Raw genomic sequence first — 24487 nt, 5'->3', positions numbered from 1 at the left:
TATCGGGTCGTGCAAGCCAGATCATTCCCTTGGATTCAGGATAATCGGATTCGGGATAACCACCCTGAATCCAAGATGATTACGCCGGATTCCTACGCTGCTTTGCCATCGGAGAACACCATGTTCCAGCATTCATCGAAACTTCAATACCCGGTCAAGGTCGACAAGCCCGATCCGCAGTTCGCCATGCTGCTGCAGCAGGCCATCGGCGGTGTCGAGGGCGAAATCCGTGTTGCCATGCAGTACTTCTTTCAGGCCATGGGCGCCCGCGGCGACGACCGCATCCGGGATCTGCTGATGTCCACGGCCACCGAAGAGCTGTCTCATATCGAGATGCTTGGCCATGCCGTCGCCCTGAACCTGGAGGGCGCGCCGGTCTCCTATCAGGAGGAATCCGCCAAGGATCCGATCATCAACGCGATTCTGGGCGGGGCCAACCCACGCCACCTGCTCTCTTCCGGCCTCTCCGCGATGCCGGTCAATGCCAATGGCGTACCGTTCGACATGAGCCACGTCTATGCCACCGGCAACATCGCCGCGGACATGATGGCCAATGTCGCCGCGGAGTCCGGCGGCCGCGTGCTGGCCTCGCGGCTGTACAACTGGACCAGCGACAAGGGCATGAAAGATTTCCTGTCGTTCCTGATCGCGCGCGATACCTATCATCAGCAGCAGTGGCTCGCGGTGATCGAGGAGCTGGGCGGATTCGAGAAGAACCTGCCGATCCCCAATTCGACGCCGGAAGCGCACGAGGCGATGGAGCATTCCTACTATTACCTCAACACCCTGACCGACAAAAAAGCGCCGATGGGCCGCTGGAATCAGGGGCCGTCGCTGGACGGAAGAGGCGAATACTCGACGCGTCAGAAGCCGGAACCCGAGGGCCAGGAACCGTCATTGGGCAAGGCTCGTGAAGGCTCCGGTGCCCAGAAAGAGCAGCTGTAACCCGGCGCTGGCGGAAAATCACGACGGGTCTCGAGATTTCGAGACCCGTTCGTCATTTGAAGGGTTGGTCAAGATGAACCACGCTTTGAACAACCGCGACCGACGCTACGCTCTGTCTGACAAAGGCCTGCGCTCGCCGATTTTTCAGACAGAGCTTAAGGCATCGGCTGATTTCCAGTTGCTGATTATCAGCAAGGAATAAGGGCGAGCTCATGGCAGCGCCGCATCCTCATATCATTGCGCTCAATGCCGGTTCCTCCAGCATCAAGCTCTCGCTCTATCGCCTCGGCGACATGGCGCCACCTGAATTCGTCGCCAAGGCGAAGGTCGAGAAAATCGGTGACTCGCCGCATCTCTCCGGCGAGCTCGCCGATGGAACCGGATTCCTCGATGAGACACCGGGAAATCATGAACTTGCGGACCACGACAGCGCCTTCGCCCGGCTCCATGAGGCCCTCGAGCAACAATTCGGCGAACTGGCCCTGGCAGCCGTCGGCCATCGCATCGTTCACGGTGGCGATCGTTTTGCCGAGCCGGTCGTCATCGACGAGGCGACCCGCGAAGGTATCGCGGCCCTGACCCCGATGGCCCCCTTGCATCAACCGCATCATCTGGAAGGCATCGACGCCGTCAGCCGGTTCGCGCCCGACACGCTGCAGGTCGCCTGTTTCGATACCAGCTTTCATCTCGAGATGCCGATCGTGGCCCAGTTGACCGGCCTTCCCTACGCCTTCTTCGCGCAGGGCATCCGCCGCTTCGGCTTTCATGGGCTATCCTACGAATACATCGCCGGGCGACTGCACGAGGTCGATGAACGGTTGGCCGAGGGTCGGACCATCGTCGCCCATCTGGGCAACGGCGCCAGCCTCTGCGCACTAAAAGCCGGCAGCAGCATCGATACCACGATGAGCTTCACCGCGCTGGACGGGCTGCCGATGGGCACTCGCTCGGGCGCCCTCGATCCGGGGCTGATGCTCTATCTCGAACATGAGCTCGGTTATTCGAGCGAGCAGCTGCAGTCGCTGCTCTATCACGATTCGGGACTGCTCGGTCTTTCCGGCCTCGACAGCGACATGCAGACGCTGCTGGAGAGCGACTCCCCCCGCGCGCAGCTGGCGGTGGACTTCTTCGTCTATCGCGTCGCCCAGGAGATGGGGCGCATGGCTGTCAGCCTGGGCGGCGTCGACGGCATTGTCTTCACCGCCGGTATCGGCGAGCACGCCGCGCCAGTCCGTCAAGCGATCATCGAGCGCCTGGCACCGCTGTGGTCGGTGGCGCTGGAGGACGCCGCGAACCGCTCCGCGGAGCCGGGGTGCATCTCGACCCGGGACAGTGCGGTCGCCGTTCACGTCATCCCCACCGACGAGGAGGTCATGATCGCCCGTCACACCTGGCAGCTTTCTCGGTCGAACGCCGGTGACGGCGCCCATGTCCCGGACTCTGCCTCTGACCAGAACTGAAGCTCGAACGCGGACCCGGGGGCGGTGAGCGTACCGCGCCGTTCAGGGCACTCAAGACACTCGTGGCGTCGAAACAGGAGACGCCGCCAGCCTCGGCTTGTTACGAAAGCCATTCACGCCACCCCTTTCCCAGGAGTCTGCTCCATGCCTCCCACCGTGAGCCAATCCACGACCCTGCCCCGCCTGCCGGTCGACAAGGACGAGGAGCTTCTGAAGCGAATCGACCACTGGTGGCGGGCAGCCAACTACCTCGCCGTCGGCCAGATCTATCTCACCGATAACGCGCTGCTCGAGACGCCGCTGACGCTCGAACACATCAAGCCGCGCCTGCTCGGACACTGGGGCACGGTCCCCGGGCTCAATCTGATCTACGCCCACCTCAACGCCCAGATCCAGCGCCGCGATATCGACGTAATCTATCTGGCCGGTCCCGGTCATGGCGGTCCGGCACTGCTCGCCAATCTATGGCTGGAGAACAGTTACAGCGAGCACTTCAGCCACGTAACGCGCGACGCCCAAGGGATGCAGCGCCTGTTCCGCCAGTTCTCGACGCCCGGCGGCGTGCCCAGCCATGTCAGCGTGCCGACGCCGGGCTCGATCCACGAAGGCGGCGAGCTGGGTTACGTGTTGACTCACGCCTTCGGTGCCGTGTTCGACAACCCCGATCTGATCGCGGCCGCGGTCGTGGGAGATGGCGAAGCGGAAACCGGCCCGCTGGAAGGGTCGTGGAAAGGCGTCAACTATCTCAATCCGACCCGGGACGGCGCGGTTCTGCCGATCCTGCACCTCAACGGCTACAAGATCGGCTCGGCAACGGTGCTGGCGCGCAAGAGCGATCATGAGCTGGATCACTATTTCCGCGGCCACGGCTATGCCCCGGTGTTCGTCGCTGGCGACCACCCGGATGCCGTTCACCGCGACTTCGCGGCGGCGCTCTCCAGGGTGCTCGATCAGATTCGCGAGATTCAGCGGCGGGCGCGCCACGAAGGCATCGAAACTCGTCCGGTGTGGCCGATGATCGTGCTGCGCACGCCCAAGGGCTGGACCGGGCCGAAGTTCGTCGACGGTGTGGCCGTGGAAGGCACGTTTCGTGCGCATCAGGTGCCAATGAGCGGCCTGAGGGCGCATCCCGAGCGTCTGCAACAGCTCGAAAGCTGGATGCAGTCCTATCAGCCAGAGGAACTCTTCGACGGGCAGGGTGCGCCGCGGGAATCCATCCTCGCCCTCTGCCCCGTCGGTGAACGGCGCATGGGGTCCAACCCGCATGCCAACGGCGGCAAGCTGCGCCAGCCGCTCCAATATCGGCCACTCGAGACCTACGCCGTCGAGTTCGACGAGGCGCAGCGGGGTCGCGAGCTTCACGGCTCCACCGAACGCCTTGGCCAGTTCATGCGTGATATCTACGTCGACAATCCGCACAACTTCCGGCTGTTCTGCCCCGACGAGGTCAACTCCAATCGACTCGGTGCAGTGCTGGAAGTCACCGATCGCTGCTTCATGGGGCCATTCGACGACAACGACGAGAAGCTGTCCATGGATGGCCGCATGCTCGAGGTGCTGAGCGAGCATAACTGCAACGGCTGGCTCGAGGGCTACGTGCTGACCGGCCGTCACGGTCTGTTCGCCAGCTACGAAGCCTTCGTCTCGATCATCGATTCCATGGCGATCCAGCATGCCAAGTGGCTGGAGCATGCCTGCGAGGTCTCCTGGCGCGCCTCGATACCCTCGATGAACTACCTGCTCACCTCGACCTGCTGGCGCAACGATCACAACGGCTTCAGCCACCAGGGGCCGGGCTTCATCGACACCTTGCTGAGCAAACAGCCGCAGGTGGTACGGATCTACCTGCCGCCGGATGCCAACACGCTGCTGGCGACCGCCCGGCACTGCTTCGGCAGCGTCGATCACCTCAACGCGATCGTGATCGACAAGCACCCTCAACTGCAGTATTTGACGATGGACGAGGCCCGCGAGCACTGTCGCGTAGGTCTCGGCATCTGGGAGTGGGCCAGCAATAGCGGCGAAGCGGAGCCGGATATCGTGATGGCATGTGCCGGCGATACCGCCACCCAGGAAACCCTGGCGGCGGTGGATATCCTGCTCTCCTATCTGCCGGCGCTGAAAGTCCGCGTGGTCAATGTGGTCGATATCATGACGCTACGCCTGGACCATCCGCACGGGATCAGCCAGGAACATTTCGTCGAGCTGTTCACGGCCGAGCGCCCGGTGGTCTTCGCCTTCCACGGCTTCCGTGGCGTGGTCCATCAACTGATTCACAATCGCCCCGATACCGAACGTTTCCACGTCCGCGGCTACCAGGAAGAGGGAACCACCACCACGCCGTTCGACATGACGGTACTCAATCACATGAGCCGCATGCATCTGGCGCTGGATGCCCTGCGCTATCTGCCGGAGCAGTGGGAGAACGCCGCCGAACTCATCGAGGATCTGCAGGCGTTACTGCAGAAACATCACCGCTATATTCGTGAGCATCTCGACGATATCCCGGAGATTACCCAGTGGGTCTGGTCGGGCGGCAAGATCGAACTTCCTCTGGACCAGAGCGACCGGGAGCGATGAAGAGCCATCGCGCGTGTTAGTTAAAAAGCCATCGAGCGTGTTAGTTAAAAGCCATCGAGCGTGTCAGGAAGCCATCGATGCCGGTGTTTCCCGATAGCGGGATCGCATCCACTGGCGCGCCAACAGATAGACCAGCAACGCTTCCGGCAGCTCTCCGGCGTAGAACATCAGCTCCGCGCCCTGCCGGACCTGATCGATCGGCATCGATGCGGGAAAGTGGAAACGATACATCCACTTGGACAACATCGCATGCACGGCCATCGATGCCACCAGCACGCCGAAGCGCCATTCCAGGGCGGGGCGTTTCGGCGCCGGGTCCGGCCCGGCGATGGCCCAGCTGAAAAGACAGCCGGCGATAATGAAATGCCAGTGCAACCACAGCGCGAATCCGGGCGAGTGAAGCATCGTCGCGTAGAGGTCGGTCAGGTACAGCACCATCATGCCGCCGATATTGAGCAACGCCGCCGTGACCGGGTGGCTCAGCACGCGGATGGGAGGCAGGGAGACAAACCCGACCCAGCGCCTGCCCCAATGCACGGGCACGTTCTTCAGCGCCAGACTCACCGGTGCCGCCATCACCAGCCCCAGCGGCGCGATCATCCCCGCGACGAGATGCACCACCATATGGCCGCGAAAATCCCTGTGCGCCCAATGCATCGATGGTGGCGACATCACCGCAATGATCGCCAATGCACTCAGCCAGAAGACCACCAGACGCCACAGCGGCCACTCTCGACTACCCCGCTTCAATCGCCACCAACCCCAGCCGTAAGCGATGGCCAGCGTGGCGAAAACCAGCGTGAATCCGTTCACCGCTGGCTCGACGCCGCGCCCCGCCGGGCCCGGCGCAGCAGCCAGTAACCGATGGCCAGCAGCAGCAGGCCGGCCGCGTTCCAGCCGAGGTCGTAGATCAACAGATTGTCGACGTATCGAACCTGGTGCAGCCCCAGAATCTTGTGGTCGACGATGCCGTCGAACAGCTGAAAGCCGCCCATTCCCAGCAGAAAGCCCGCGCCTCGAAAGCCGCCCGCGTGCTGCCCGGTTTCATGAAGACGCAGCATCAGCGCGCCACCGACGACCAGCATCACCAGTTCCAGCGTGTGCAGCACCCCATCCGAGGCCAGCGCCAATGCCGAGTTGTCGATCTCGACGAAATGGTGCCAGGCCAGTAGCTGGTGAAAGACGATCTCGTCGAGCGCTGCCATCACGCCAATACCCAGCAGAATCGCCGCCAGCAGCGTCGCGCCGATGCGTTGCCTTACTATCTCGTTCATCTCGTTCATCTCGATTCCCCTCGCGTCGCTTCGCGTCTCTCGGGGCGAGCAACCCGAGGTCAGCGAACGAACCCAACGACATCGCACAAAAAACCCCGACCGCTGGGGGCCGGGGTTAGATCGTAGCGGTTCCTTGCTAACTCGCCATGGCATCCTGCCATGCATCCCTGTGAACATCGCGTCCTGCGATTTCCATCCTTGGCATAACGTCTTCCTGACGCTGCACGTTCACCGTACGCCTTAACGTCATCGATGAAGTTCATGTGGGTTAAGCGAGCGCGACGAATATGTTTCTTTATGTAAAGCCAGGTCGGGAAACGATATTCTTCAACCTGCAGCTAGCATTGGCAGCCACACCGCCAGCGCGACGAGCGTCGCCAGCAGCACCGGCGGCGTGATCAAAAGTCCGATCTTCATGTACTGCCCCCAGCCAATCCTGTAGCCCTTGCCGGCCAGTACGTGCAGCCACAGCAGCGTTGCGAGGCTGCCGATGGGGGTGAATTTCGGCCCCAGATCGTTGCCGATCACGTTGGCGTAGACCATCAGCTCCTGAGTCACCGCCGGCACCTGGGCCCGGTCGATGGCCAGCGCGCCGACCAGCGTCGAGGGCAGGTTGTTCATCACCGAGGCAACGATGGCGGAAAGAAATCCGGTGCCGATGGTGGCAACGAAGTCGCCCTGCCCTGCCAGCCACTGCAGTGCCCGGGCGCCGTAGTCGGTCAGGCCGGCGTTACCCAGCCCGTAGACCACCAGGTACATGCCGATGGAGAACAGCACGATCTGCCACGGCGCGCCCTTGAGCGCCGCGGTGACCGACACGGCGGCGCCCTTGCCGCCCCGCCACCAGCGACCGGCGATCGCCATCAGCAGGATCGCCGCGGCCCCGGTCACGAAAGCGATGGGAATGCCCAGCGGCGCGGTGACGAAATAGGCGACGAGCAGCACCGCCAGCAGCGGGAAAGCGGCGCGGAAGACCAGCGGGTCGACAATCGCCGAGCGCGGGGCATCGAGTTCCTCGACCGAGTAGCGTCTGGGAATCCGACGGCCGAAGGCGATCCACAGCACGGCCAGCGTCGCCACCAGCGAGACCAGGTTGACCGGCACCATGACCGCCGCATAGCGATCGAAGCCGATATTGAAATAGTTGGCGCTGACGATATTGACCAGGTTGGAGATGATCAACGGCAGGCTGGTGGTGTCGGCAACGAATCCGGTGGCGATGATAAAGGCCAGCGCCGCCGGCGGAGAGAAGTCCAGCCGCAGCAGGATCGCGATCACGATCGGCGTCAGCAGCAGCGCCGCGCCGTCGTTGGCGAAGAACGCCGCGATCACCGCCCCCAGCACCACGATCAGCGGAAACAGTAGATGCCCGCGACCGTTGCCCCAGCGAGCGACGTGCAGTGCCGCCCAGGCGAAGAACCCCGCCTCGTCGAGAATCAGCGAGATGACGATCAAGGCCACGAAGGTGAACGTCGCATCCCACACGATATCCCACACCACGCCGACGTCGGACAACTGCACCACGCCCGCCAGCAGTGCCACCAGCGCCCCGCCGAGCGCGCTCCAGCCGATCCCCAGGCCCTTGGGCTGCCAGATCACCAGGACCAGGGTGACGACGAAAATAGCCAGTGCCAGCATCGAATGCCCCTGCGTTCAGTGAGTACTTTTTAGTGAGTACGTTTAGCCAGTACGTTCTAGGGTTTGTACGAAAAGTCGGCGAGCGAAGGCAAGACAAGGCAAAAATCGGCGAAAGCGCGGAGTTTACGGGGTGTAAATGGGCATCTTGAGCCGGTTTTTAACGCCGTATTGCCGAGTGCAGGCAGTTTTCGTACAGAGCCTAGTGAGTGCCTTGATTGACGCGACGCGAGAGTGCTTCCGCGCTCTCGACCCGCTCGGAATAGCGATCGGTAAGATAGGCCGAACGTCCTCGCGTCAGCCAGGTGAACTTCACCAGTTCCTCGCAGACATCGACGATGCGCATGTAGAGCGGCGACGGCTTCATGCGTCCGGCGTCGTCGAACTCGGTGAATGCCCTGGGTACGGAGGACTGGTTGGGGATGGTGATCATCCGCATCCAGCGCCCCAGAATCCGCAACTGATTGACCGCGTTGAAGCTCTGGCTGCCGCCGGAGACTTCCATCACCGCCAGCGTCTTGCCCTGGGTAGGGCGAACGCCGCCCAGCGACAGCGGGATCCAGTCGATCTGCGCCTTCATGACCCCGGTCATGGCGCCGTGACGCTCCGGGCTGACCCATAGCATGCCGTCGGACCATTCGGCCAGGTCGCGCAGCTCCTGCACCTTGGGGTGTTCCGCCTCGGCGTCGTCCGGCAGCGGCAGGCCCGAAGGGTCGAAAGTGCGCACCTCGCAGCCGTACCAGCGCAGCAGTCGGCCCGCTTCCTCGGAGACGAGCCGCGAGAAGGAGCGCTCCCGCAGGGAGCCGTAGAGCACCAGGATCTTCGGCGGATGACGCGGCGCGTCGGTTCCCACCAGCGCCTCGATATCGATCGGCTGCAGTTTCTCCGGATCGATATTGGGCAGATCGTCGGCATCGGCCGAATCGCTCATCGCACTCAGGTCTTTATCACTCATGCCCGGCCTCATCGGCCCGCACGACCTCGCCGTCTTCCTTGGTGAACGTCGCCACCGGGTTGGCCAGCAGCGCCAGCACGCGCTCCGAAGGTCGGCACAGCCGGGCCCCCTTGTCGGTGACCACGATCGGCCGGTTGATCAGGATCGGATGCGCCATCATCGCGTCGATCAACCGGTCATCGCTCAGGGCCGGATCGTCCAGGCCGAGTTCCTCGAACGGCGTGCCCTTGCGGCGCAGCAGCGCTCGCGGCGTGATGCCCATCATCGAGATCAGCTCGACCAGGCGCTCACGGGTGGGCGGCGTGTTCAGGTATTCGATCACGTCCGGCGTCTCGCCGGAGGCCTCGATCATCGCCAGCGTGTTGCGCGACGTGCCACAGGCGGGGTTGTGATAGATCAACGGTTTCATGACGCCCTCACGGTTTGTCTTCGAGGTTCCGTTCGCCGCCCTGCTCGTCTTCAGCGGCGCAGCCACCCAGCGCAGACAGGAACGGTTCACAGACCTCCGGATGCCCGGCGCAGCAGTCACGCACCAGGAACTGGATCGTCTCTCTCATGTGGGAAAGATCGGCGCGATAGATGATCGACCGGCTCTGCCGCCGGGAGACGACCCACCCCGCCCGCGCCAGCACCGAGAGATGGGCCGACATGGTGTTGTGCGGCACGCCGAGCTGACGCGCCACCTCGCCGGCGGGCAGCCCCTCGGGCTCGTGGCGCACGAGCAGCCGGTAGGCCTCGAGCCGCGTCTCCTGGGACAGGGCGGCAAAGCTTTGGGTAACGGCATATATGTCCATATGTCCAGAATATAAGACATATCAAACCCTGGCAATGTCATTGGAGGGAGATCCAACGGAATTGGCTCCCTCAGGAGCCCCCGGTTGCACCGATCTCAGCCGCTATTGTCGTTCAACTGACCGAAGTGAACGGGCCGGCAGATACAGAAGACCGGCGCCCCCGTTGCCTCGACGGCCGTCACGAAGCGCTCCGCCGTCTCCTCGTCCATCGCGTACATCAGCTCGATGGGCTGGTCGGCCAGGTCGAAGAAATGAGCGGAATGGAGCTTGCCATCCGCCCCGGTCCCCTCGACGTCGCCGCGCTGGGTCATCCGGCCGATGCCCAGGCTCTTTGCCGTCTCGACGATCCAGTCGTAGACACGCTTGCCGTCGTGGCGGCGTGATTCGGGCACGATGAATATCACCTCGTAACCGCTCTTGAGCCGATTCATTGTTGCGATCCTCCCAGCAGGTTCTGGATGACGCCGTAGGTCAAAAAGCCCAGGCCCGTCATGACGAGCGAGCCCACCACATGAATGCCGATGCCCAGCAGCGCCATCCCGTAACGTTCCGCCTGAATGTTGCCGAACATCTCGGCGGAGAAGGTGGAAAAGGTGGTCAGCGCACCCAGGAAACCGGTGATCACGAACAGCCGGAGCTCCGGCGACAAAGAGGGCAGTTGCGCGAAAAACGCGATGCCGATGCCTATCAGCCAAGCTCCCAGCAGGTTCGCCACCAGGGTACCGGGGGGAATCGCCGGAAACAGGGCGTTGAGCCACACGCCCAACAGCCAGCGCAGGTTCGCGCCGATCGCGGCACCGGCCCCGATCGACAGTACGGACAACCACATACCAACGTCCTCGATAAATCCATTTCGTGAAATGATCCGCTCGAGGAGACGAGCCAGCCAGGAAGGAAAGACGGACACCTGCTGACACGCCTCGACCGAAGCGCCTCGCAGGCATCATTAACCGATAGACGGTGGTTCGAGCGATCGGGAAAGCCGCTCGGGAGGAATGCCATCTCCCACGGCAAGACCTTAGCACCGAACGCGCCGGCCGCGCCACTGGCCGTCCCGGTACGCCACGCTGCCCGATTGATGCGCAGAACGGCGCCTTTTCACTCCCACGCCGCCCCATCAAGGGCATCCAGCGGAATCTTCAGATATCGCCTGCCGTTGCTCTCCGGCTCGGGCAGTCGTCCGCCGAGGATATTGACCTGCAGCGCATGCAGGATCAGCTTCGGCATCGGCAGTTCGCGATCACGCTTGTGGCGCAGCGCGACAAACTCGGCCTCGCTGCCCTCGCCCAGGCGATGCGGATTAGTCTCGCGCTGCTCGCGCACGGTGCTTTCCCACTGTGGTTCGCGATCGCCCGGCATGTAGTCGTGACCGGTGAACAGGCGCGTATTATCGGGCAGCGCCAGGATCGCCTGGATCGAGTGCCATAGCTGGTGCGCGCTCCCGCCGGGAAAGTCGGCGCGGGCGGTGCCGAAATCGGGCTGGAACAGGGTGTCGTGAACGAAGGCCGCATCGCCGATCACGTAGGTGATCGAAGCCAGCGTATGGCCCGGGGAGTGCATCACGCGGCAATCGATCTCGCCCAGCTTGAAGGTGTCCCCCTCGCCGAACAGATGGTCCCACTGGCTGCCATCGTCCTGCAGCTTCGGCCAGTTGTAGATGGCCTTCCATAGCGCCTGCACCTGCGTGACCGGCCGGCCAATGGCGGTGGGGGCGCCGGTCCTGTCATGCAGATAGCGCGCAGCGGAGAAGTGATCCGCGTGGGGATGAGTATCCAGAATCCAGTCGACCACGAGCCCTTCGCGCTCGATATATTCCAGCAGCGCGTCGGCCTGCAGCGTGGCGGTGGCGCCGGCCTTCTCGTCAAAATCGAGCACCGGGTCGATGATCACGCAGCGGCGAGTGGCAGGATCAGACACCACGTACTGGATGCTGAAGGTGCGGGGATCGAAAAAACCGGCGACATCGGGTCGATCTCTGTGCGCACCACCTCGGGAGAGAGCGAAGGTATTCATGACGGCTCCTTGGGAAAGCATCCCCCTAGAGTAACGCCTGAACAGTTATAACGTTATATCGATTTTAAACACCAAGGCCGGTTTGGCGCCTGCGGTCATACCTTCGGGGGCACGGTCGCTCTCGAGGCCAAAAAACGGCACCGGTGTCGCCGGTGCCGTCCGGGTTCCAGCATTCTTTTCCTGAGGCATGTGAGGTCCAGACGCGCGGAAAGCTAGAACAACGTCGCGTCCAGCCAACCCGTGGGATAGTGCAGGTTCAGTAGCGCCTGCATACCCAGCAGGAAGGCGCCGATACCGATGGCGATCAGCGCCGCCGTCGACCAGCGTGCCCTGGCGACGAACCGGATGAAGCCCAGTGTCATGAGGAACGCGGTGCTGATGAAACCGAGTAGCGAGGCGACGACGACCAGGGCAAGCAGTCCGCCGAGCCAGACCAACGGCTGGCCGATGGGCTGGCTGACCCAGCTCGCCTGCCCCTTCCACGCCTGGGCACCGGCCAGCAACGCGCCGGTGCCCATGATCGCGATGGCCAGCATCGGGAAGATGCCGCCGATCATCGACATACCGCTGACGTCGTACCAGGCACCAGCCGCCAGTGCGAGCAACCCCACGACCAGTACCAGATCGATCTTGCCGAAGGTCGGGACCGGTATATCGGCTGTCTGACGGTTGACATCGGCACCCACCGCCAGCGGCTGCTGCCGGCGCTGGAGCAACCGCTTGATCAGCGGGAAGGCAAACGCCAGCGCGATCAATGTCAGGATGATGATGACACCGGGGCGAAGAAACGCCGCCATGCCGTGGAACTGAACGCTCTGGTAGAAGTAGGTCTCGGCACCCGGTGCGAGGACGAAGCCGATCAGGAAAGCGGGACGAGACCAGCCGGCCTGCTTGAACAGCAGTCCGATCGCGCCGACGGCAATCAGCGTGTACCAGTCTCCCAGCGAACGGGTGGCCTGAAAGGCGGCGAACAGAATCAGCGTGGTGATCACCGGCGCCAGCAGCACGAAGGGGATGCGCGTGAGCTGGGCGACCGGACGCGCCAGCATCAGGCACAGCGCGGCACCGAGGATATTGGCCAGTGCCAGCGACCAGATGATGGTGTAAGTCAGATCCAGATGAGTGGTGATCATGCTCACCCCGGGCTCGAGTCCCAGCAGCAGCAGCCCGCCCAGAAAAATCGCCGCCGTGCCCGACCCCGGCACGCCGAACAGCAGCGTCGGCACCATGGCTCCGCAGGCACAGGCATTGTTGGCCGATTCCGGCGCGATGACGCCGCGAATGTCGCCCTGGCCAAAATGCTTCTCGCCCTTGGCCGTCTTCGATGCGAACGCATAGGTGAGCCAGTCGACGACCGAGCCGGCAAGCCCGGGAATGGTGCCGATGAGGCTCCCCATGCCGGCGCACTTGGCGACCAGGCCGCGATTGTCGACGACGTCCCGAATGCCCTGGCGCCATCCGTGCCCCAGCGAGGTCTGCTCCCGGGCGATGCTGCCGCGCCGGATGAGCAGATCGACGATCTCCGGCAACGCGAAGATCGCCAGCCCCACGACGATCAGCGGGATGCCGTCGAACAGATACTCGACGCCCAGGTTAAGGCGAAACTCGCCGGTCGCCGGCGCCGTCCCGATCGCCCCGGCCAGCAACCCCAGACCGCAGGCGGCCATGCCCTTGAACAGGCTGTCGCCGGAGAGCACCGCGACCATGGCCAGCCCCAGCAGCGTCAGCACGAACAGCTCCGCCGACGAGAACGCCAGCACCAGCGGCCGCGCGACCAGGATGAACCCGGTCAGCACGATGGCGCCGATGACGCCGCCGCACAGCGATGACAGGAAGGCACTGGCCAGCGCCCGCGCCGCCTGCCCCTTCTTGGCCAGCGGAAAGCCATCCATCACGGTGGCCTGGGAGGCGCTCGAACCCGGAATTCCCATCAGCACCGAGGTGAACGTGTCTCCCGTGGGGATCACCGCGACCATGCCCATCAGCATGCCCAGCGCCAACCCCGGCTCCATGCCGTAGAGAAACGGCAGCAGCAGCGCCATGCCGGCGATACCCCCCAACCCGGGGATGATGCCGACCAGCAGACCGATCATCACCCCCAGGCCCATGTAGACCAGATGCGAGGCGCTGAATACCTCGCCCAGACTTGCGACCAAGGCTTCCATCATTGTGTTGTCTCCTCATACCGTCTCGACGACGATCCCGTTAACGCGTCACGACCCGCACGCCATAACGATCCTTGAGCCAGTCGACGACCCATTGCCGACGGGCATCGCTGAGTTCCATCGCGGACGCCAGCTGCCTGGCGGCGACCTCTCCCACGACCGGCTCGTATGGCCCGACCTGCCGACGCGCGGCGGCCAGAAAGTCCTCGTTCGTCGTAAGGGCCTTGGCACCGGCGCGATAGCCCGCCAACAGCTTGGCGTCGACCTGCTTGGGTACCAGCAGCAGCTTCTGCAGGGCGTAGCCGGAGGCGAAGAACTTGTGGAAGACCTCGTAGGCGACGTCGTCTCGGCTGGCGCCGGGCTGGGCCAGATAGAGTTCCGAGAACGTGGGCAGATCGGGGAAGGCGGGGTCACGCACGATCACGCCCTCTTCGTTCATCACGCCCAGCGAAAAGAGCGGCACGGCCTGTCCGGATTCGACCAGCGGCGTGACGCTGCTGAAGTAGGCCGAGGTGGTCTGGAAATCGACCCCGGCTTCCCCGCGCTCGAACGCCAGGCGCCCCTCGCCACGACTGCGCATGCCGAAGACCGGCTCGACCGCCAGGCCCAGCATGTCGAATGCCAGCATCACCGGCATCTCGAGCCCGGTCGGCGTCTGCATCGCGAACTTCGTCGGCTCCTCGCGCAGATTGTCGAGGATCTCGCCGGTCTCCTGGCCGAAACGCGGCTGGACGTAGACCACGCCACCGGTGGGCGCGGCAATGATCGGGGTCCACTTGGCGTAATCGAAGCGGACCCGCGGATCCTTGAGCATGGCCGGGAACTGGGTGGAGGCCGAAGTGACCAGCATCGCCTCGCCATTGGGCTGAGCGCGGGTATAGAAGAGATTGGTACCGGTGATCGAACCGCCCCCGGGTACGTTGTCGATAACGATGGCAGGATGCTGGGGCAGCGACTGCGCCATCCAGTGCGACATGAAGCGCGCCCAGACATCGGTGCCCCCGCCGACCCCGAACGGCACCGTCCAGGTCAGCGTGTCGGGCGTGGGCTGGGCATCGTCGGCTTCGGCGAATAGCGGTAACAGCGCCAGCGCACAGGCGATCCACCAGCGCCGGCAAGGCATTCGCGAGAGTTTCGGCTTGGCGTGCATATCCTCTCCTTCTCTTGGTGTTGTATTGAATGGTGTGTCCGACGTCCTCAGCCGGCGGCATCCAGCTCCAGCGTTTCCGGGACGAATACCGAGCCGCTGAACAGCCGGCGAGCGGTACGCACCAGCGAGCAGCGCGGCCACTGCTGCCCCGCGGGCCAATGGCTGACGACGCCCAACCGGCCGCTCGGATGCTCGAGCTCCATCAGTCCGCTGTCGTCCGACACGCTGGCGAGACCGTCGGTGATCCCGCGACCGTCGACGCATGCCACGGCGAGACCCACGCCACCGGTGATGGCGAGCGCGCGATGACAACGATGCGGCATGAAATACCGAACCTGCAGAACACCGCCCGCTTGCGGTGCACTGATCAGGACAGGTTTGGGAATCACCTTGTTGGCGACATCGCCCAGACCCATGGCGATCCCGGCCTGTCGCCGGATCGACTCCAGCCTCGCCATCAGCTCGCGATCCCCGTCGAGTTCGGCCGGCGACTCGTCACCCCGCTTGCCGAAGTCCGCCGCCCGCATCAGAACCATGGGCATGGCGGCGTCGATGCAGGTCACCTCGACGCCGTCGATGACGTCTCGTGGATGGCCGGTGGGATAGAGCTCGCCGGTCTTCGCTCCCACGGCGTTGCGAAACTCCAGCAACACCGGCGCGGCCGTGCCGGGGACACCATCGATATGCGTCTCGCCGACGTAAGTGACCCGTCCGTCCGGCGTCTGGATATCGGCGTCGATGACGCTCTGGGTGTTGACGTTGCGGATCGTGACCCGCGTGACGTTGCCCTGGGCCGCCACCAGTCCCTGTTCTATGGCGAAGGGGCCGACAGCGCTCAGCATGTTGCCGCAGTTGGGAGAGGTATCCACGCGTCGCTGTTCGACCATGACCTGGACGAACAGGTAATCCACGTCGATGCCGGGCTCCGACGAGGGCGACACGATGGCGACCTTGCTGGTCTGCGGATAACCGCCGCCGATGCCGTCCACCTCCAGCTCGTTGCCCGACCCCATCAGCGCCAGCAGCATCTCGTCGCGCCGGGCAGGATCCCGGGGCAGATCGCTACCCAGAAATACCGGGCCCTTCGATGTACCACCGCGCATCAGCACGCAGGGAATGGCTTGCATAGATCGTTCCTTCCACGTTTCGGCCGACCCGCGGCCACTGGTGGAGGGCAAACTCGCATGCTTGTATCGAGCGATCCAATGCAATTATCGTGACGATTAATGCATCAAACACATCAATAGGCTCAGGAGAGTCAAGCCATTGATAGTCATGAAAAAACGGAGTCAGGCGATGAGCTTTCCCGAGGCGCCGATCAAGGTGGCATTAGACCAATGAACTATAAGTTTTGAGCCATGAACTATGAGCTGCAGCAGATCCAGGCGTTCCTCAAGGTCGCGGAACTGGAGAGCTTCCAGGCGGCGGCGCAGTCGCTCAATCTCTCCCAGCCGGCCCTGAGCCGGCGCATCAAGAAGCTGGAATCCATTCTGGGAACGCCGCTATTGGCACGCACGACTCGCAGCGTGTCGCTCACCACCGTGGGGCGGGACTTCTTCCCCCAGGCCAAACGCCTGGTGGATGAGTTCGACCATGCGCTGTTCAACATTCGCGCCCTGGCCGAGAACCGGATCGGCCAGATCACGCTGGCCTGCATTCCCACCGCCGCGTTCTATTTCCTGCCGGCGGTCATCCGGGAGTACAACGCCCGCTATCCCAATATCCGCATTCGCCTTCTCGACCTGAGCGCGAACGACGGGCTCGGTGCCGTGCTCAGCGGCGAGGCGGAATTCGGCATCAACATGCTCAGCGGGCACCATCCCGATATCCTCTTCACGCCGTTGGTGGTGGAACCCTTCGTGCTGGTGTGCCGGCACGACCACCCGCTGGCGGCGCATGACAGCATCACCTGGAGCGAGCTCAGCACGCACAAACTGATCGGTGTCGGAAAGATGAGCGGCAATCGGATGCTGCTGGACCATGAACTCTCGTCGCTGACCCAGCGACCGACCTGGTTCTACGAAGTCCAGCACCTGTCGACCTCGCTCGGCATGGTCGAGGCCGGACTGGGCGTCGCGGCGGTCCCCAGGTTATCGATGCCCGATCAGGAGCACCCGCTGCTGGTCCAGCGCCCCCTGGTCGAGCCGCTGGTGAAACGGACCCTGGGCATGGTGCGACGTCGGGACAGCGCGCTCTCCCCGGCCGCGGAACGCTTCGTCGAAACGCTGCTGAGACATTGGGACAAGAGTGGCGCCGAGGGCGGCGCCGGGCCAATCAATTTGTGATGATCCAGATATCGGCACGACCTGATGGGCTTGGAAGCGGTGACCGCCGCCAAGCGGTGATATGACGACGGCATCCATTGGGTGCGACAGGAAATCACGCAAAATCTCGAGGCACGGATAGCCATCGGTCGGATCGTCCGACCAATAGGCGAACCTGCAGACTCACGCCGTCACCCGGTTCGGCGACACGCCCCCATTCACGCCTCCCGTGCCAGACGGAAACCGGAAAATGCCCAACGAGCGCTCGGAGGAAAGAAGTTACGGTAGGTGGTGCGAATATGATCCTGCGGTGTGGCGCAGCAACCGCCACGCAGCACCATCTGGCCGGACATGAACTTGCCGTTGTATTCCCCCAGACTGCCCGCCAGCTTCTTGAATCCCGGGTACGGTCGATAGGCGCTGCCCGTCCATTCCCAAACGTCGCCGAACATCTGCCCCGATTCAGCCGACGCGCCAGCCACGGTTGGCTGCAAGTGATCCTGCTCGACGAAATTGCCCTGCCGGGGCGCCAGGCCTTCTGCAACCACTTCCCACTCGGCCTCCGTCGGCAGCCGGGCTCCGGCCCAATGCGCATAAGCGTCGGCTTCGAAATAGCTCACATGACACACAGGCGCCTCGAGATTCACGGGCATTAGGCCGCCCAGCGTAAAGTAATGCCAGATGCCTTCCCGCTCGAGCCAGTAGAGCGGACACGTCCAGCCCTCCTGCTTGACTCTTTGCCAACCTTCGGACAGCCAGTAATCCGGCTTTTCATAACCGCCTGCCCGCATGAATTCCAGAAACTCGCCATTGGTGATGGGCCGATCGGCGATCTCGAAAGCCTCGACGAACTGGCGATGCCGAGGCATCTCGTGATCGTAGGCAAACCCTTGGCCAGCCTCGTCATGGCCGATCTGGCGTACCCCGCCGGGATAGACACGCCACCCGAGCTCGCGGAATGCACATTCGGGGGCTGGCGCCAGGTCGTTGCGATAGATGGGGAACAACGGGTTCTGAGCGAGAATGTGCTTGATATCCATCAGCAACAGCTCCTGATGCTGTTGCTCATGGTGTAGGCCCAGCGTGAGTCGACGCTCGATTTCCTCGACATGTTCGGCCGGCGGCCCCGTGAGCAACTCGCTCATGGCATCGTCGACATGCGCCCGGTAACGGTAAACGTCGTCCACGGTGGGACGAGAGATCAAACCGCGATTGGCCCGCGGGAACGGGGTGCCATAGGTTTCATAATAGGAATTGAACAGGAAGTCGTAGGCGGGATCGAGTGTTCGGTAATCTTTCAGGAACGGCGTCAGCAGGAACGCCTCGAAAAACCAGCTGACATGCGCCAGATGCCACTTCGGCGGACTCACGTCATTCATGCTCTGGACGATGTAATCTTCTTTTTCCAGTGGCGCACAAAGCGACTCGGAGGCGTCACGAACCCGCTGGTACTCACGTAGCCAATCTTTCAAATGCGCGCTATCGGGCGTCTCGATAGCCATACCCGGTGTCGATGTCATAAGCCACTCCCCTGTGTATTGATTCAGCCAGCCGCTGTCATTCTCTCTGGCACTCGAGCGGTCACAACGATCAGTCATGGCGAATGCTCGCCATGCTCGACAGCTCGTACAAGGTGTAGCCACTCCAGCCCCCGCGAGCAAGCTCGCGGGGGTCGCCAGGCTCTATGGCGTGGCAAGCAGGCGCTCAGATGCTTTGGCAACCTCTTTCAAACGACATTAAAAACAAAAAATCAATGACGTGAATTCAAACTACACAACTAGGGCGATGAAAAGTTACTGAGTTGGCGAGCTCGTTCGATAGTAACTGGCACCCTTTTTCGAACTGAGCTTTAAAGGAAGGAGTGATGACAAAAGAAGAGCGTTCGCCCTGCAAAGCATGAAGCGGCGTGGCATGGCCAATGTGAAAAGCAATCGATAAGACAATCCGGGAGCTAACGGACATCGTTCTTCGCGGAAGATGGAGGACTCGAGCATCTCGCTGGCCAACACAAGCGACGTGCCACTATGTCATCTGCGCTGTCGTCCATATACCATAACCGAGATCAGCGCTTACTGTACGCCAAGCGCGCTGCGAATAGCAGAAACACCAGACCAGTAGTTCTATTCATCCATTGAACCACTCGCTCATTACGAAGAAAGCGGTCAAGCGGCCGAGTTGCTCCGATAAGAGTCAGGGACCATGCCGAGCCAATAACCACGTGAATTGCAACGAGTCCAAACGTCCAAACGATTAACGAACTGCCCTGGGGAATAAACTGTGGAAGAAATGACGCATAGAAGACACCTACCTTTGGATTCAGCGCGTTACCCAAGACTCCTTTGAGGAACCAGTTTTCACGCTTAATCGGGTGCGCACCGGCGGGCCCTATACCGCAGCGAGGCGAAAGCAGCATGTTCAAACCCAGCCAGCATAGGTAAGCAGCACCGCAATACTTCAGCACGCTGTAAGCGAATTCCGAGACGGCAATTATCGCGCCCAGACCAAAGGCAACCGCAGCCCCCCATAGAAAACAACCGACATTGATTCCCAGCGCGGCCTTCACCGCTTGCCCGGGACCTTCTATCGAAGCCGTTCTAAGCACCAACGCCGTATCGAGCCCTGGGGTCAAGGTGAGCAGCGTAGCGGCGAAGACAAAAGCAATTATATTTTCCATGGCGCCACGCGATTTGAAACTGTAGGTGGTCAAAGCCTAGCGGCAACAATCTCACGACCATTTGTAGCTATAATCTACGCACACGTAAAACAAAAAAACCGCCAAATTGGCGGTCTCTTGCAAGGCTAAAAAAGCCTTGTAAAACAATCTCTAAGCTCTGGTGCCGACACCAGGAGTCGAACCCGGGACCTACTGATTACAAGTCAGTTGCTCTACCAACTGAGCTATGTCGGCGAGCATAGAGACGTCAGCGATGGCTGGGGTAGCAGGATTCGAACCTGCGCATGCCGATACCAAAAACCGGTGCCTTACCACTTGGCGATACCCCAGCATTGATGGTGGCCAGAGACGGAATCGAACCGCCGACACGGGGATTTTCAATCCCCTGCTCTACCGACTGAGCTATCTGGCCTTCGCCAACGGGGACGCATTTAACCAGCAAGCCGTTTTGGGGTCAAGCCTTTTTATTTCAAAAAGATGAGTTCCTTTCACGGCGCCCGAAATCACTGGCCGGTCGGTACGTACCCCTCGGCATGATCGGTTTCCTGGTTGTCGAAGAAGCGGTTCATCTGGGTCATCAAATATGCCCGCGATTCCGGGTCCAGCATGTTGAGATGCTTTTCGTTGATCAGCCGGGTCTGCAACGCCTGCCACTCCTCCCAGGCACGTTTGGAAACCGTCTGCTGGATCTCCTGGCCCTTGGGGCCGGGCAGCGGCGGAAATGCCAGAGCGTCGAGCTCTTGCTGATACTTGCGGCAAAATACGGTCTGCGCCATGAAAACCTCCTGTCATGCGTTGAGTGCGTGGGTCTGGGCGAGCGTCGCCAGCAGCGCTTTCACCGGCGCAGCCAGACCGACGCTGGCGGGCTCGGCGGGATCGACCCACTGCCGATTGGACTCGGCCACCGCCGGGATGACGTGCTGGCCCGGAAGCCTTGCCGGGCGGGGGGTGATCTCCAGCCGAAAATGGGTGAACGTGTGCGTGAACGGCCGCCAGGCGGATTCGAGATGCACGCCCCGGCAGTGGCGTTCCAGCCACTCATGCAGCTCGCTGTCTCCCTCGAACTGGGGAAAGCCCCATAGACCGCCCCACAGGCCGCTGGACGGACGCTGCTCGAGCAGGACTCGGCCCGTGTCGTCCTGCAACAGTAACATCTGTGTCTGGCGCGTCGGCAACTCGCGCCTGGGTTTGGAACCGGGGTAGCGGCGCTCATCGCCCTGGGCGTGTGCCACGCAGACATCCTCGAACGGACACAGCAGGCAGCTCGGCTTGCCGCGGGTGCAGATCATCGCGCCCAGATCCATCATCGCCTGGGTGTAGTCCGGCAGTCGCCGGTGAGGCGTATAGCGTTCCGCCAGCGTCCATAGTCTCGCCAGAACGTCGCCCTTGCCCGGCCAGCCGTCCACCGCATGCAGGCGGGCCAGCACGCGTTTGACGTTGCCATCGAGAATCGCGGCCCGCTGGCCGGTACTGATGCTGACGATAGCGCCGGCGGTCGAGCGGCCGATTCCCGGCAAGGCGGTCATCGCCGCGAGATCGTGGGTCGGGAACTCTCCGGCGTACTCGGCCACGACGACCTTGGCAGCCTTGTGCAGGTTGCGCGCGCGGGCGTAGTAGCCAAGCCCCGTCCAAAGGTGCAGCACGTCATCCTGAGGCGCTTGGGCCAACGCCTGAACATCGGGAAAGCGCGCCATGAAGCGTTCGAAATAGGGAATGACAGTGGTGACCTGAGTCTGCTGGAGCATGATCTCCGACACCCAGATCCGGTACGGCGTCTTGTCGTACTGCCACGGCAAAGACTTGCGGCCGTGCGCATCGAACCAGTCGAACACGCGTTGGCGAAAGGCCTCGTCCGATAGGGCTATCTCTGCCAAACGGCACCTCTTCAGAATTGTGAAACCTACGGATTCAGGGGGGGAAACTCATGGATCGCGGCAGGGAGACCGACACCCTGTCAGCGAAGACGTTGCGCCGACAGGATGTCGGCGCAACGGGTAACCCTGGATCGAACTTACTGGAACAGGTCCCGGATCTTGTTGCCGAGCTTGTCGGCCGCCCCGTCTCCCAGCTTGTCGTCGATCTTCTGGCGGGTCTCGTCGTCGAGCTGCTTGTTCAGCTCTTCGTCGACCCGCTCCCCGGCCTTGCGCCTGGCCTCGCTCTTGGCGAGATTCGCCAGCGAACTCTGGAACGCCTCGCGGTCGAAGCCGCACCACTGGCCCGGGGCGTCGTCCAGACTGCCCTGGCAGCGGATCGGGAAGTCGACCTTGGCCAGCCGCGGGTTGACACCGCAGGCCGCCTCGTCGGCGGTATCGGTGAACCGCGCCGCGGCACGGTAGTCGAGGCGATTGGTCACCAGATTGACGTCGCCCTCGCCGGTCACGTCGATGCCCGGGATGGCGATGTCGAGATCGTCGTTGTGTACCACGCCGTTGTCGATCGTTACGCTGGCCTGCAGGCGGTCGAAGGCGGTGTCCTCGCTCCACTCGCGGGTCGATTCACGGCCTTCCAGGGTCGCCACGGCCGTGCACAGCTGACGCGACACGTTGACGTCGAGCATCGCGCCATCGTCGATCCGCAGCGCCGCCTGACCGTCGAGATTCTGCTCGAGACCCTGGGCGGTATTGGTCTGCGAATCGAAATCGCCCTGCAGGTTTAGCTTGCCACGCAGCGGTGATGCCTTGCCGCTGAAGTCCTGATAGAACGGCGCGATATCGACACCGCTCATGCGCTCGGTGAAGGAGAGCTTGATCGGCGGCTGACGCAGGTCCAGGGCGCTGGAAGCCTGCAGCGAACCGTCGTAGAGGCTGGCGGCGAGAGAGTCGATACGCTGGCGTCCGCCGCTACCGCTGGTGGACAGCTCGACATCGCTCAGCTTGATTCCCTTGGCCTTGAGTGAGTCCAGCGTCAGATGCCCTTCCTGCTCGAGTCCGGCCAGCCAATCGACGGGGAGCAGCTCTGCGCCTTCCGCTGCAGCCAGGGCCGGCGCGACGCCAAGCGCCGACAGCCAGGCGGTCTGTTTACCTTCACCACCCTCGCTCGACTCGCCGCCGCCCGCCTTCTGCGCTCGCGGCGCCAGATAACGGTCCAGGTCCAACTGGTCACCGGCCAGGTCGAAGTTCAGTGCCTGACCGTCGAACGCGGCGCCCAGCGAACCGCGGAGCTGAGTGTCATCCAGCGTCATCTGCAGATCGTCGAAATCGATACGCTGGGTATCGCCGGAGAACGGCCCGCTCAGCGAGAGCGCGGTGAGCGCCTTGTCGTCGGCACTGTTCACCTCGACGCCGAAGCGCGTCAGCCAGTCCCGAACCGATAGCGGAGCCAGTTCCATTCGTCCGTGGTATCGAGGCGCGTCGTCCAGTTGCGTGACGTCCAGGTTGCCTTTCAGATTCAGCCCATCGTCTCCGCTCAAGGCGAGATCGGAGAGCGTGGCGGTCTGGGCCTGCAGATCGGCCACGGCATTGGCCTGAAGATCCAGCGACAGCGGCGCTTCCTGCATGGCGGCGTGATAGAGCGAAGCGCCGAGCTGAATGCCGTCGGCGCGATACTGCTTCGCCTGCGTATCGGCGACCAGCGTCGCAACCTTCAGATTGAGCGTCTGGGCCTGCTCGGCCAGCGTCGGCATCTGGGCCTTGCCGTTGAGCGTCACGTTCTCGAAGGTGTAGCGCTCGGCGCCGAGATCCATGCGCATCTGGCTCTTGAGCTTCAGGTTGCCGTTCACGTCCGGTTGGCGTCCGTCGACGTCGAAGGAGAGCTGGACCGGAAACGACGCCTGGGGGCTGACGTTGCTGCTCTGCAGACTCAGATTGGCCAGTGTGATATCCAGCGACTTCTGCCGATCGACGTAGTTCACCTGACTATTGGAGACCTTGACGCTGGCGATATCGAACGCCACCGGCTGGTCATCGCCCTGCTTCAGACCAGGGCCCTTCTTCTCGGGCTGCGTCGGATTCTCTGGCGGTACCGGGTTCTCCGATGATGTCTCCGCGGGGGTCGCCGAGCCGCCAGCGTTCTGCGGCGACTGGCCGACGTTGTCGGTGGCGGCCAGCCGATCCAGCAGCACCTGCCAGTTGCCCTGGCCCTGTGCATCGCGGGCCAGGTTGAGGCGCATGCCATCCAGGATCAGACCGTCGACGGAGACATCTCCGGTCAGCAGCGGCGTGAACGCCACGCTGACTTCGGCGCTGTCGAAACCGACGAAGGGTGCATCTTCCTCGGGCTGCCCGGGGAGCCAGGCCTCGGCATCCTTGACGCTGACGCCGATGCGCGGATAGAAGGACCACGATAACGGGCCATCGAGGCGTAGCTCGAGGCCGCTTTGACTGCGAACCGCCTCGATCAGACGCGGCTTGAGATCGTTCGGGTCGAAAAACGTGGTGATGTAGACCACCGCCACCACGACAACGATCCCCAGCACCCCGACTGCCGCCAGCAACGCTCTGAACAGCCCCTTCATTCGAATCCTCCCTGTGCGCGGCCATCGACAGCCACCTGCGGACGGCAAACGGTGCATCGCCGGCATCTTGAAGCGACCATCGTGACCGAACCCGATGGCGATACGATGATAGCCGCTCGATAAAC

The 24487-nt window shown here is 62.7% G+C and carries 21 protein-coding genes, 3 tRNA genes and 1 riboswitch; of the genes, 4 read left to right on the top strand and 20 right to left on the bottom strand.

Annotated elements, in window-relative coordinates; genetic code table 11:
* The first annotated feature begins 120 nt into the window (after nt 1-120).
* The 3 genes from BTW07_RS05480 (at nt 121) to BTW07_RS05470 (ending at nt 4985) form a co-directional block, all read left to right on the top strand.
* Nucleotides 121-945, top strand: coding sequence for a manganese catalase family protein (locus BTW07_RS05480; RefSeq protein ID WP_075569298.1), 825 nt, complete (start codon nt 121-123; stop codon nt 943-945).
* A gap of 212 nt (nt 946-1157) precedes the next feature.
* The gene (locus BTW07_RS05475; RefSeq protein WP_075569164.1) at nt 1158-2405 is read left to right on the top strand and encodes an acetate/propionate family kinase; all 1248 of its coding nucleotides are present in this window, start codon (nt 1158-1160) and stop codon (nt 2403-2405) included.
* A 144-nt stretch (nt 2406-2549) separates the two neighbouring features.
* Entirely contained in the window at nt 2550-4985 is a 2436-nt protein-coding gene (locus BTW07_RS05470) for a phosphoketolase family protein (RefSeq protein WP_075569163.1), read from the top strand.
* Between the two features lie 63 nt (nt 4986-5048).
* Here BTW07_RS05470 and BTW07_RS05465 read toward each other — a convergent pair whose 3' ends face one another.
* The 12 genes from BTW07_RS05465 to BTW07_RS05410 all read right to left on the bottom strand — a co-directional run bounded on the left by BTW07_RS05465 (nt 5049) and on the right by BTW07_RS05410 (nt 16098).
* Nucleotides 5049-5798, bottom strand: coding sequence for a cytochrome c oxidase assembly protein (locus BTW07_RS05465; protein WP_075569162.1), 750 nt, complete (start codon nt 5796-5798; stop codon nt 5049-5051).
* Nucleotides 5795-6268, bottom strand: a complete 474-nt coding sequence (locus BTW07_RS05460) for a DUF2243 domain-containing protein (RefSeq protein ID WP_208605371.1) — start codon at nt 6266-6268, stop codon at nt 5795-5797. The genes BTW07_RS05465 and BTW07_RS05460 overlap by 4 nt, the downstream gene beginning before the upstream one ends.
* A gap of 318 nt (nt 6269-6586) precedes the next feature.
* Nucleotides 6587-7897 carry an arsenic transporter gene (locus BTW07_RS05455; RefSeq protein ID WP_075569161.1) on the bottom strand — a complete coding sequence of 437 codons (1311 nt, stop codon included), beginning with the start codon at nt 7895-7897 and terminating at the stop codon, nt 6587-6589.
* Between the two features lie 199 nt (nt 7898-8096).
* On the bottom strand, nt 8097-8849 hold the full coding sequence (gene arsH, locus BTW07_RS05450; protein ID WP_075569160.1) for an arsenical resistance protein ArsH: 753 nt from the start codon (nt 8847-8849) through the stop codon (nt 8097-8099).
* The gene (gene arsC / locus BTW07_RS05445; protein ID WP_075569159.1) at nt 8842-9258 is read right to left on the bottom strand and encodes an arsenate reductase (glutaredoxin); all 417 of its coding nucleotides are present in this window, start codon (nt 9256-9258) and stop codon (nt 8842-8844) included. The genes arsH and arsC overlap by 8 nt, the downstream gene beginning before the upstream one ends.
* A 7-nt stretch (nt 9259-9265) precedes the next feature.
* Entirely contained in the window at nt 9266-9643 is a 378-nt protein-coding gene (locus BTW07_RS05440; RefSeq protein WP_075569158.1) for an ArsR/SmtB family transcription factor, read from the bottom strand.
* Nucleotides 9644-9738: 95 nt separating this feature from the next.
* A complete protein-coding gene (locus tag BTW07_RS05435; RefSeq protein ID WP_075569157.1) occupies nt 9739-10074 on the bottom strand; it encodes a DUF190 domain-containing protein in 336 nt (111 codons plus the stop codon).
* Nucleotides 10071-10472, bottom strand: a complete 402-nt coding sequence (gene crcB / locus BTW07_RS05430) for a fluoride efflux transporter CrcB (RefSeq protein ID WP_075569156.1) — start codon at nt 10470-10472, stop codon at nt 10071-10073. The genes BTW07_RS05435 and crcB overlap by 4 nt, the downstream gene beginning before the upstream one ends.
* Before the next feature lie 101 nt (nt 10473-10573).
* A riboswitch (Fluoride riboswitch) is annotated at nt 10574-10658 on the bottom strand.
* A gap of 83 nt (nt 10659-10741) precedes the next feature.
* Nucleotides 10742-11656: an MBL fold metallo-hydrolase gene (locus BTW07_RS05425; protein ID WP_075569155.1), complete on the bottom strand. Its 915-nt coding sequence runs from the start codon at nt 11654-11656 to the stop codon at nt 10742-10744.
* Between the two features lie 212 nt (nt 11657-11868).
* Nucleotides 11869-13824, bottom strand: coding sequence for a tripartite tricarboxylate transporter permease (locus BTW07_RS05420; RefSeq protein WP_075569154.1), 1956 nt, complete (start codon nt 13822-13824; stop codon nt 11869-11871).
* A 37-nt stretch (nt 13825-13861) separates the two neighbouring features.
* A complete protein-coding gene (locus BTW07_RS05415) occupies nt 13862-14971 on the bottom strand; it encodes a Bug family tripartite tricarboxylate transporter substrate binding protein (RefSeq protein ID WP_110661406.1) in 1110 nt (369 codons plus the stop codon).
* A 47-nt stretch (nt 14972-15018) separates the two neighbouring features.
* Nucleotides 15019-16098 carry a 4-oxalomesaconate tautomerase gene (locus tag BTW07_RS05410; RefSeq protein ID WP_075569153.1) on the bottom strand — a complete coding sequence of 360 codons (1080 nt, stop codon included), beginning with the start codon at nt 16096-16098 and terminating at the stop codon, nt 15019-15021.
* Nucleotides 16099-16329: 231 nt separating this feature from the next.
* Here BTW07_RS05410 and BTW07_RS05405 point away from each other — a divergent pair, with 231 nt between their 5' ends.
* The gene (locus tag BTW07_RS05405) at nt 16330-17256 is read left to right on the top strand and encodes a LysR family transcriptional regulator (protein ID WP_075569152.1); all 927 of its coding nucleotides are present in this window, start codon (nt 16330-16332) and stop codon (nt 17254-17256) included.
* 197 nt (nt 17257-17453) lie between these two features.
* On the opposite strand, the gene egtB is transcribed toward BTW07_RS05405, so the two are convergent.
* The 8 genes from egtB to BTW07_RS05365 form a co-directional block, all read right to left on the bottom strand.
* Nucleotides 17454-18755, bottom strand: a complete 1302-nt coding sequence (gene egtB / locus BTW07_RS05400; RefSeq protein ID WP_083941551.1) for an ergothioneine biosynthesis protein EgtB — start codon at nt 18753-18755, stop codon at nt 17454-17456.
* Nucleotides 18756-19297: 542 nt separating this feature from the next.
* Nucleotides 19298-19909 (bottom strand): LysE family translocator, encoded by a 612-nt coding sequence (locus BTW07_RS05395; protein ID WP_075569150.1) that lies wholly within the window; start codon nt 19907-19909, stop codon nt 19298-19300.
* 158 nt (nt 19910-20067) lie between these two features.
* A tRNA-Thr gene (locus BTW07_RS05390) sits at nt 20068-20143 on the bottom strand.
* 20 nt (nt 20144-20163) lie between these two features.
* A tRNA-Gln gene (locus tag BTW07_RS05385) sits at nt 20164-20238 on the bottom strand.
* Nucleotides 20239-20245: 7 nt separating this feature from the next.
* Nucleotides 20246-20321 (bottom strand) — tRNA-Phe (locus tag BTW07_RS05380).
* 91 nt (nt 20322-20412) lie between these two features.
* A complete protein-coding gene (locus BTW07_RS05375; protein ID WP_075569149.1) occupies nt 20413-20685 on the bottom strand; it encodes an oxidative damage protection protein in 273 nt (90 codons plus the stop codon).
* Between the two features lie 12 nt (nt 20686-20697).
* The gene (gene mutY / locus BTW07_RS05370; RefSeq protein ID WP_075569148.1) at nt 20698-21783 is read right to left on the bottom strand and encodes an A/G-specific adenine glycosylase; all 1086 of its coding nucleotides are present in this window, start codon (nt 21781-21783) and stop codon (nt 20698-20700) included.
* A 137-nt stretch (nt 21784-21920) separates the two neighbouring features.
* Complete coding sequence (locus BTW07_RS05365; RefSeq protein WP_075569147.1) at nt 21921-24362, bottom strand: AsmA family protein; 2442 nt, start codon at nt 24360-24362, stop codon at nt 21921-21923.
* Between the last annotated feature and the right edge of the window lie 125 nt (nt 24363-24487).

Source organism: Salinicola socius, from assembly GCF_001937195.1.
In the GTDB taxonomy this organism is placed as follows: Bacteria; Pseudomonadota; Gammaproteobacteria; order Pseudomonadales; family Halomonadaceae; genus Salinicola; species Salinicola socius.
The sequence above is the reverse complement of the archived record's forward strand: the minus strand, read 5'-3'. Positions and strand labels throughout refer to the sequence as shown.

Excerpts from the sequence above, each read along its gene's own strand:
- BTW07_RS05480 (WP_075569298.1), top strand. The coding sequence starts at position 121 with ATGTTCCAGCATTCATCGAAACTTCAATACCCGGTCAAGGTCGACAAG.
- BTW07_RS05475 (WP_075569164.1), top strand. The coding sequence starts at position 1,158 with ATGGCAGCGCCGCATCCTCATATCATTGCGCTCAATGCCGGTTCCTCC.
- BTW07_RS05470 (WP_075569163.1), top strand. The coding sequence starts at position 2,550 with ATGCCTCCCACCGTGAGCCAATCCACGACCCTGCCCCGCCTGCCGGTC.
- BTW07_RS05460 (WP_208605371.1), bottom strand. The coding sequence starts at position 6,268 with ATGAACGAGATGAACGAGATAGTAAGGCAACGCATCGGCGCGACGCTG.
- BTW07_RS05455 (WP_075569161.1), bottom strand. The coding sequence starts at position 7,897 with ATGCTGGCACTGGCTATTTTCGTCGTCACCCTGGTCCTGGTGATCTGG.
- arsH (WP_075569160.1), bottom strand. The coding sequence starts at position 8,849 with ATGAGTGATAAAGACCTGAGTGCGATGAGCGATTCGGCCGATGCCGAC.
- arsC (WP_075569159.1), bottom strand. The coding sequence starts at position 9,258 with ATGAAACCGTTGATCTATCACAACCCCGCCTGTGGCACGTCGCGCAAC.
- BTW07_RS05440 (WP_075569158.1), bottom strand. The coding sequence starts at position 9,643 with ATGGACATATATGCCGTTACCCAAAGCTTTGCCGCCCTGTCCCAGGAG.
- BTW07_RS05435 (WP_075569157.1), bottom strand. The coding sequence starts at position 10,074 with ATGAATCGGCTCAAGAGCGGTTACGAGGTGATATTCATCGTGCCCGAA.
- crcB (WP_075569156.1), bottom strand. The coding sequence starts at position 10,472 with ATGTGGTTGTCCGTACTGTCGATCGGGGCCGGTGCCGCGATCGGCGCG.
- BTW07_RS05425 (WP_075569155.1), bottom strand. The coding sequence starts at position 11,656 with ATGAATACCTTCGCTCTCTCCCGAGGTGGTGCGCACAGAGATCGACCC.
- BTW07_RS05420 (WP_075569154.1), bottom strand. The coding sequence starts at position 13,824 with ATGATGGAAGCCTTGGTCGCAAGTCTGGGCGAGGTATTCAGCGCCTCG.
- BTW07_RS05415 (WP_110661406.1), bottom strand. The coding sequence starts at position 14,971 with ATGCACGCCAAGCCGAAACTCTCGCGAATGCCTTGCCGGCGCTGGTGG.
- BTW07_RS05410 (WP_075569153.1), bottom strand. The coding sequence starts at position 16,098 with ATGCAAGCCATTCCCTGCGTGCTGATGCGCGGTGGTACATCGAAGGGC.
- BTW07_RS05405 (WP_075569152.1), top strand. The coding sequence starts at position 16,330 with ATGAACTATGAGCTGCAGCAGATCCAGGCGTTCCTCAAGGTCGCGGAA.
- egtB (WP_083941551.1), bottom strand. The coding sequence starts at position 18,755 with ATGACATCGACACCGGGTATGGCTATCGAGACGCCCGATAGCGCGCAT.
- BTW07_RS05395 (WP_075569150.1), bottom strand. The coding sequence starts at position 19,909 with ATGGAAAATATAATTGCTTTTGTCTTCGCCGCTACGCTGCTCACCTTG.
- BTW07_RS05375 (WP_075569149.1), bottom strand. The coding sequence starts at position 20,685 with ATGGCGCAGACCGTATTTTGCCGCAAGTATCAGCAAGAGCTCGACGCT.
- BTW07_RS05365 (WP_075569147.1), bottom strand. The coding sequence starts at position 24,362 with ATGAAGGGGCTGTTCAGAGCGTTGCTGGCGGCAGTCGGGGTGCTGGGG.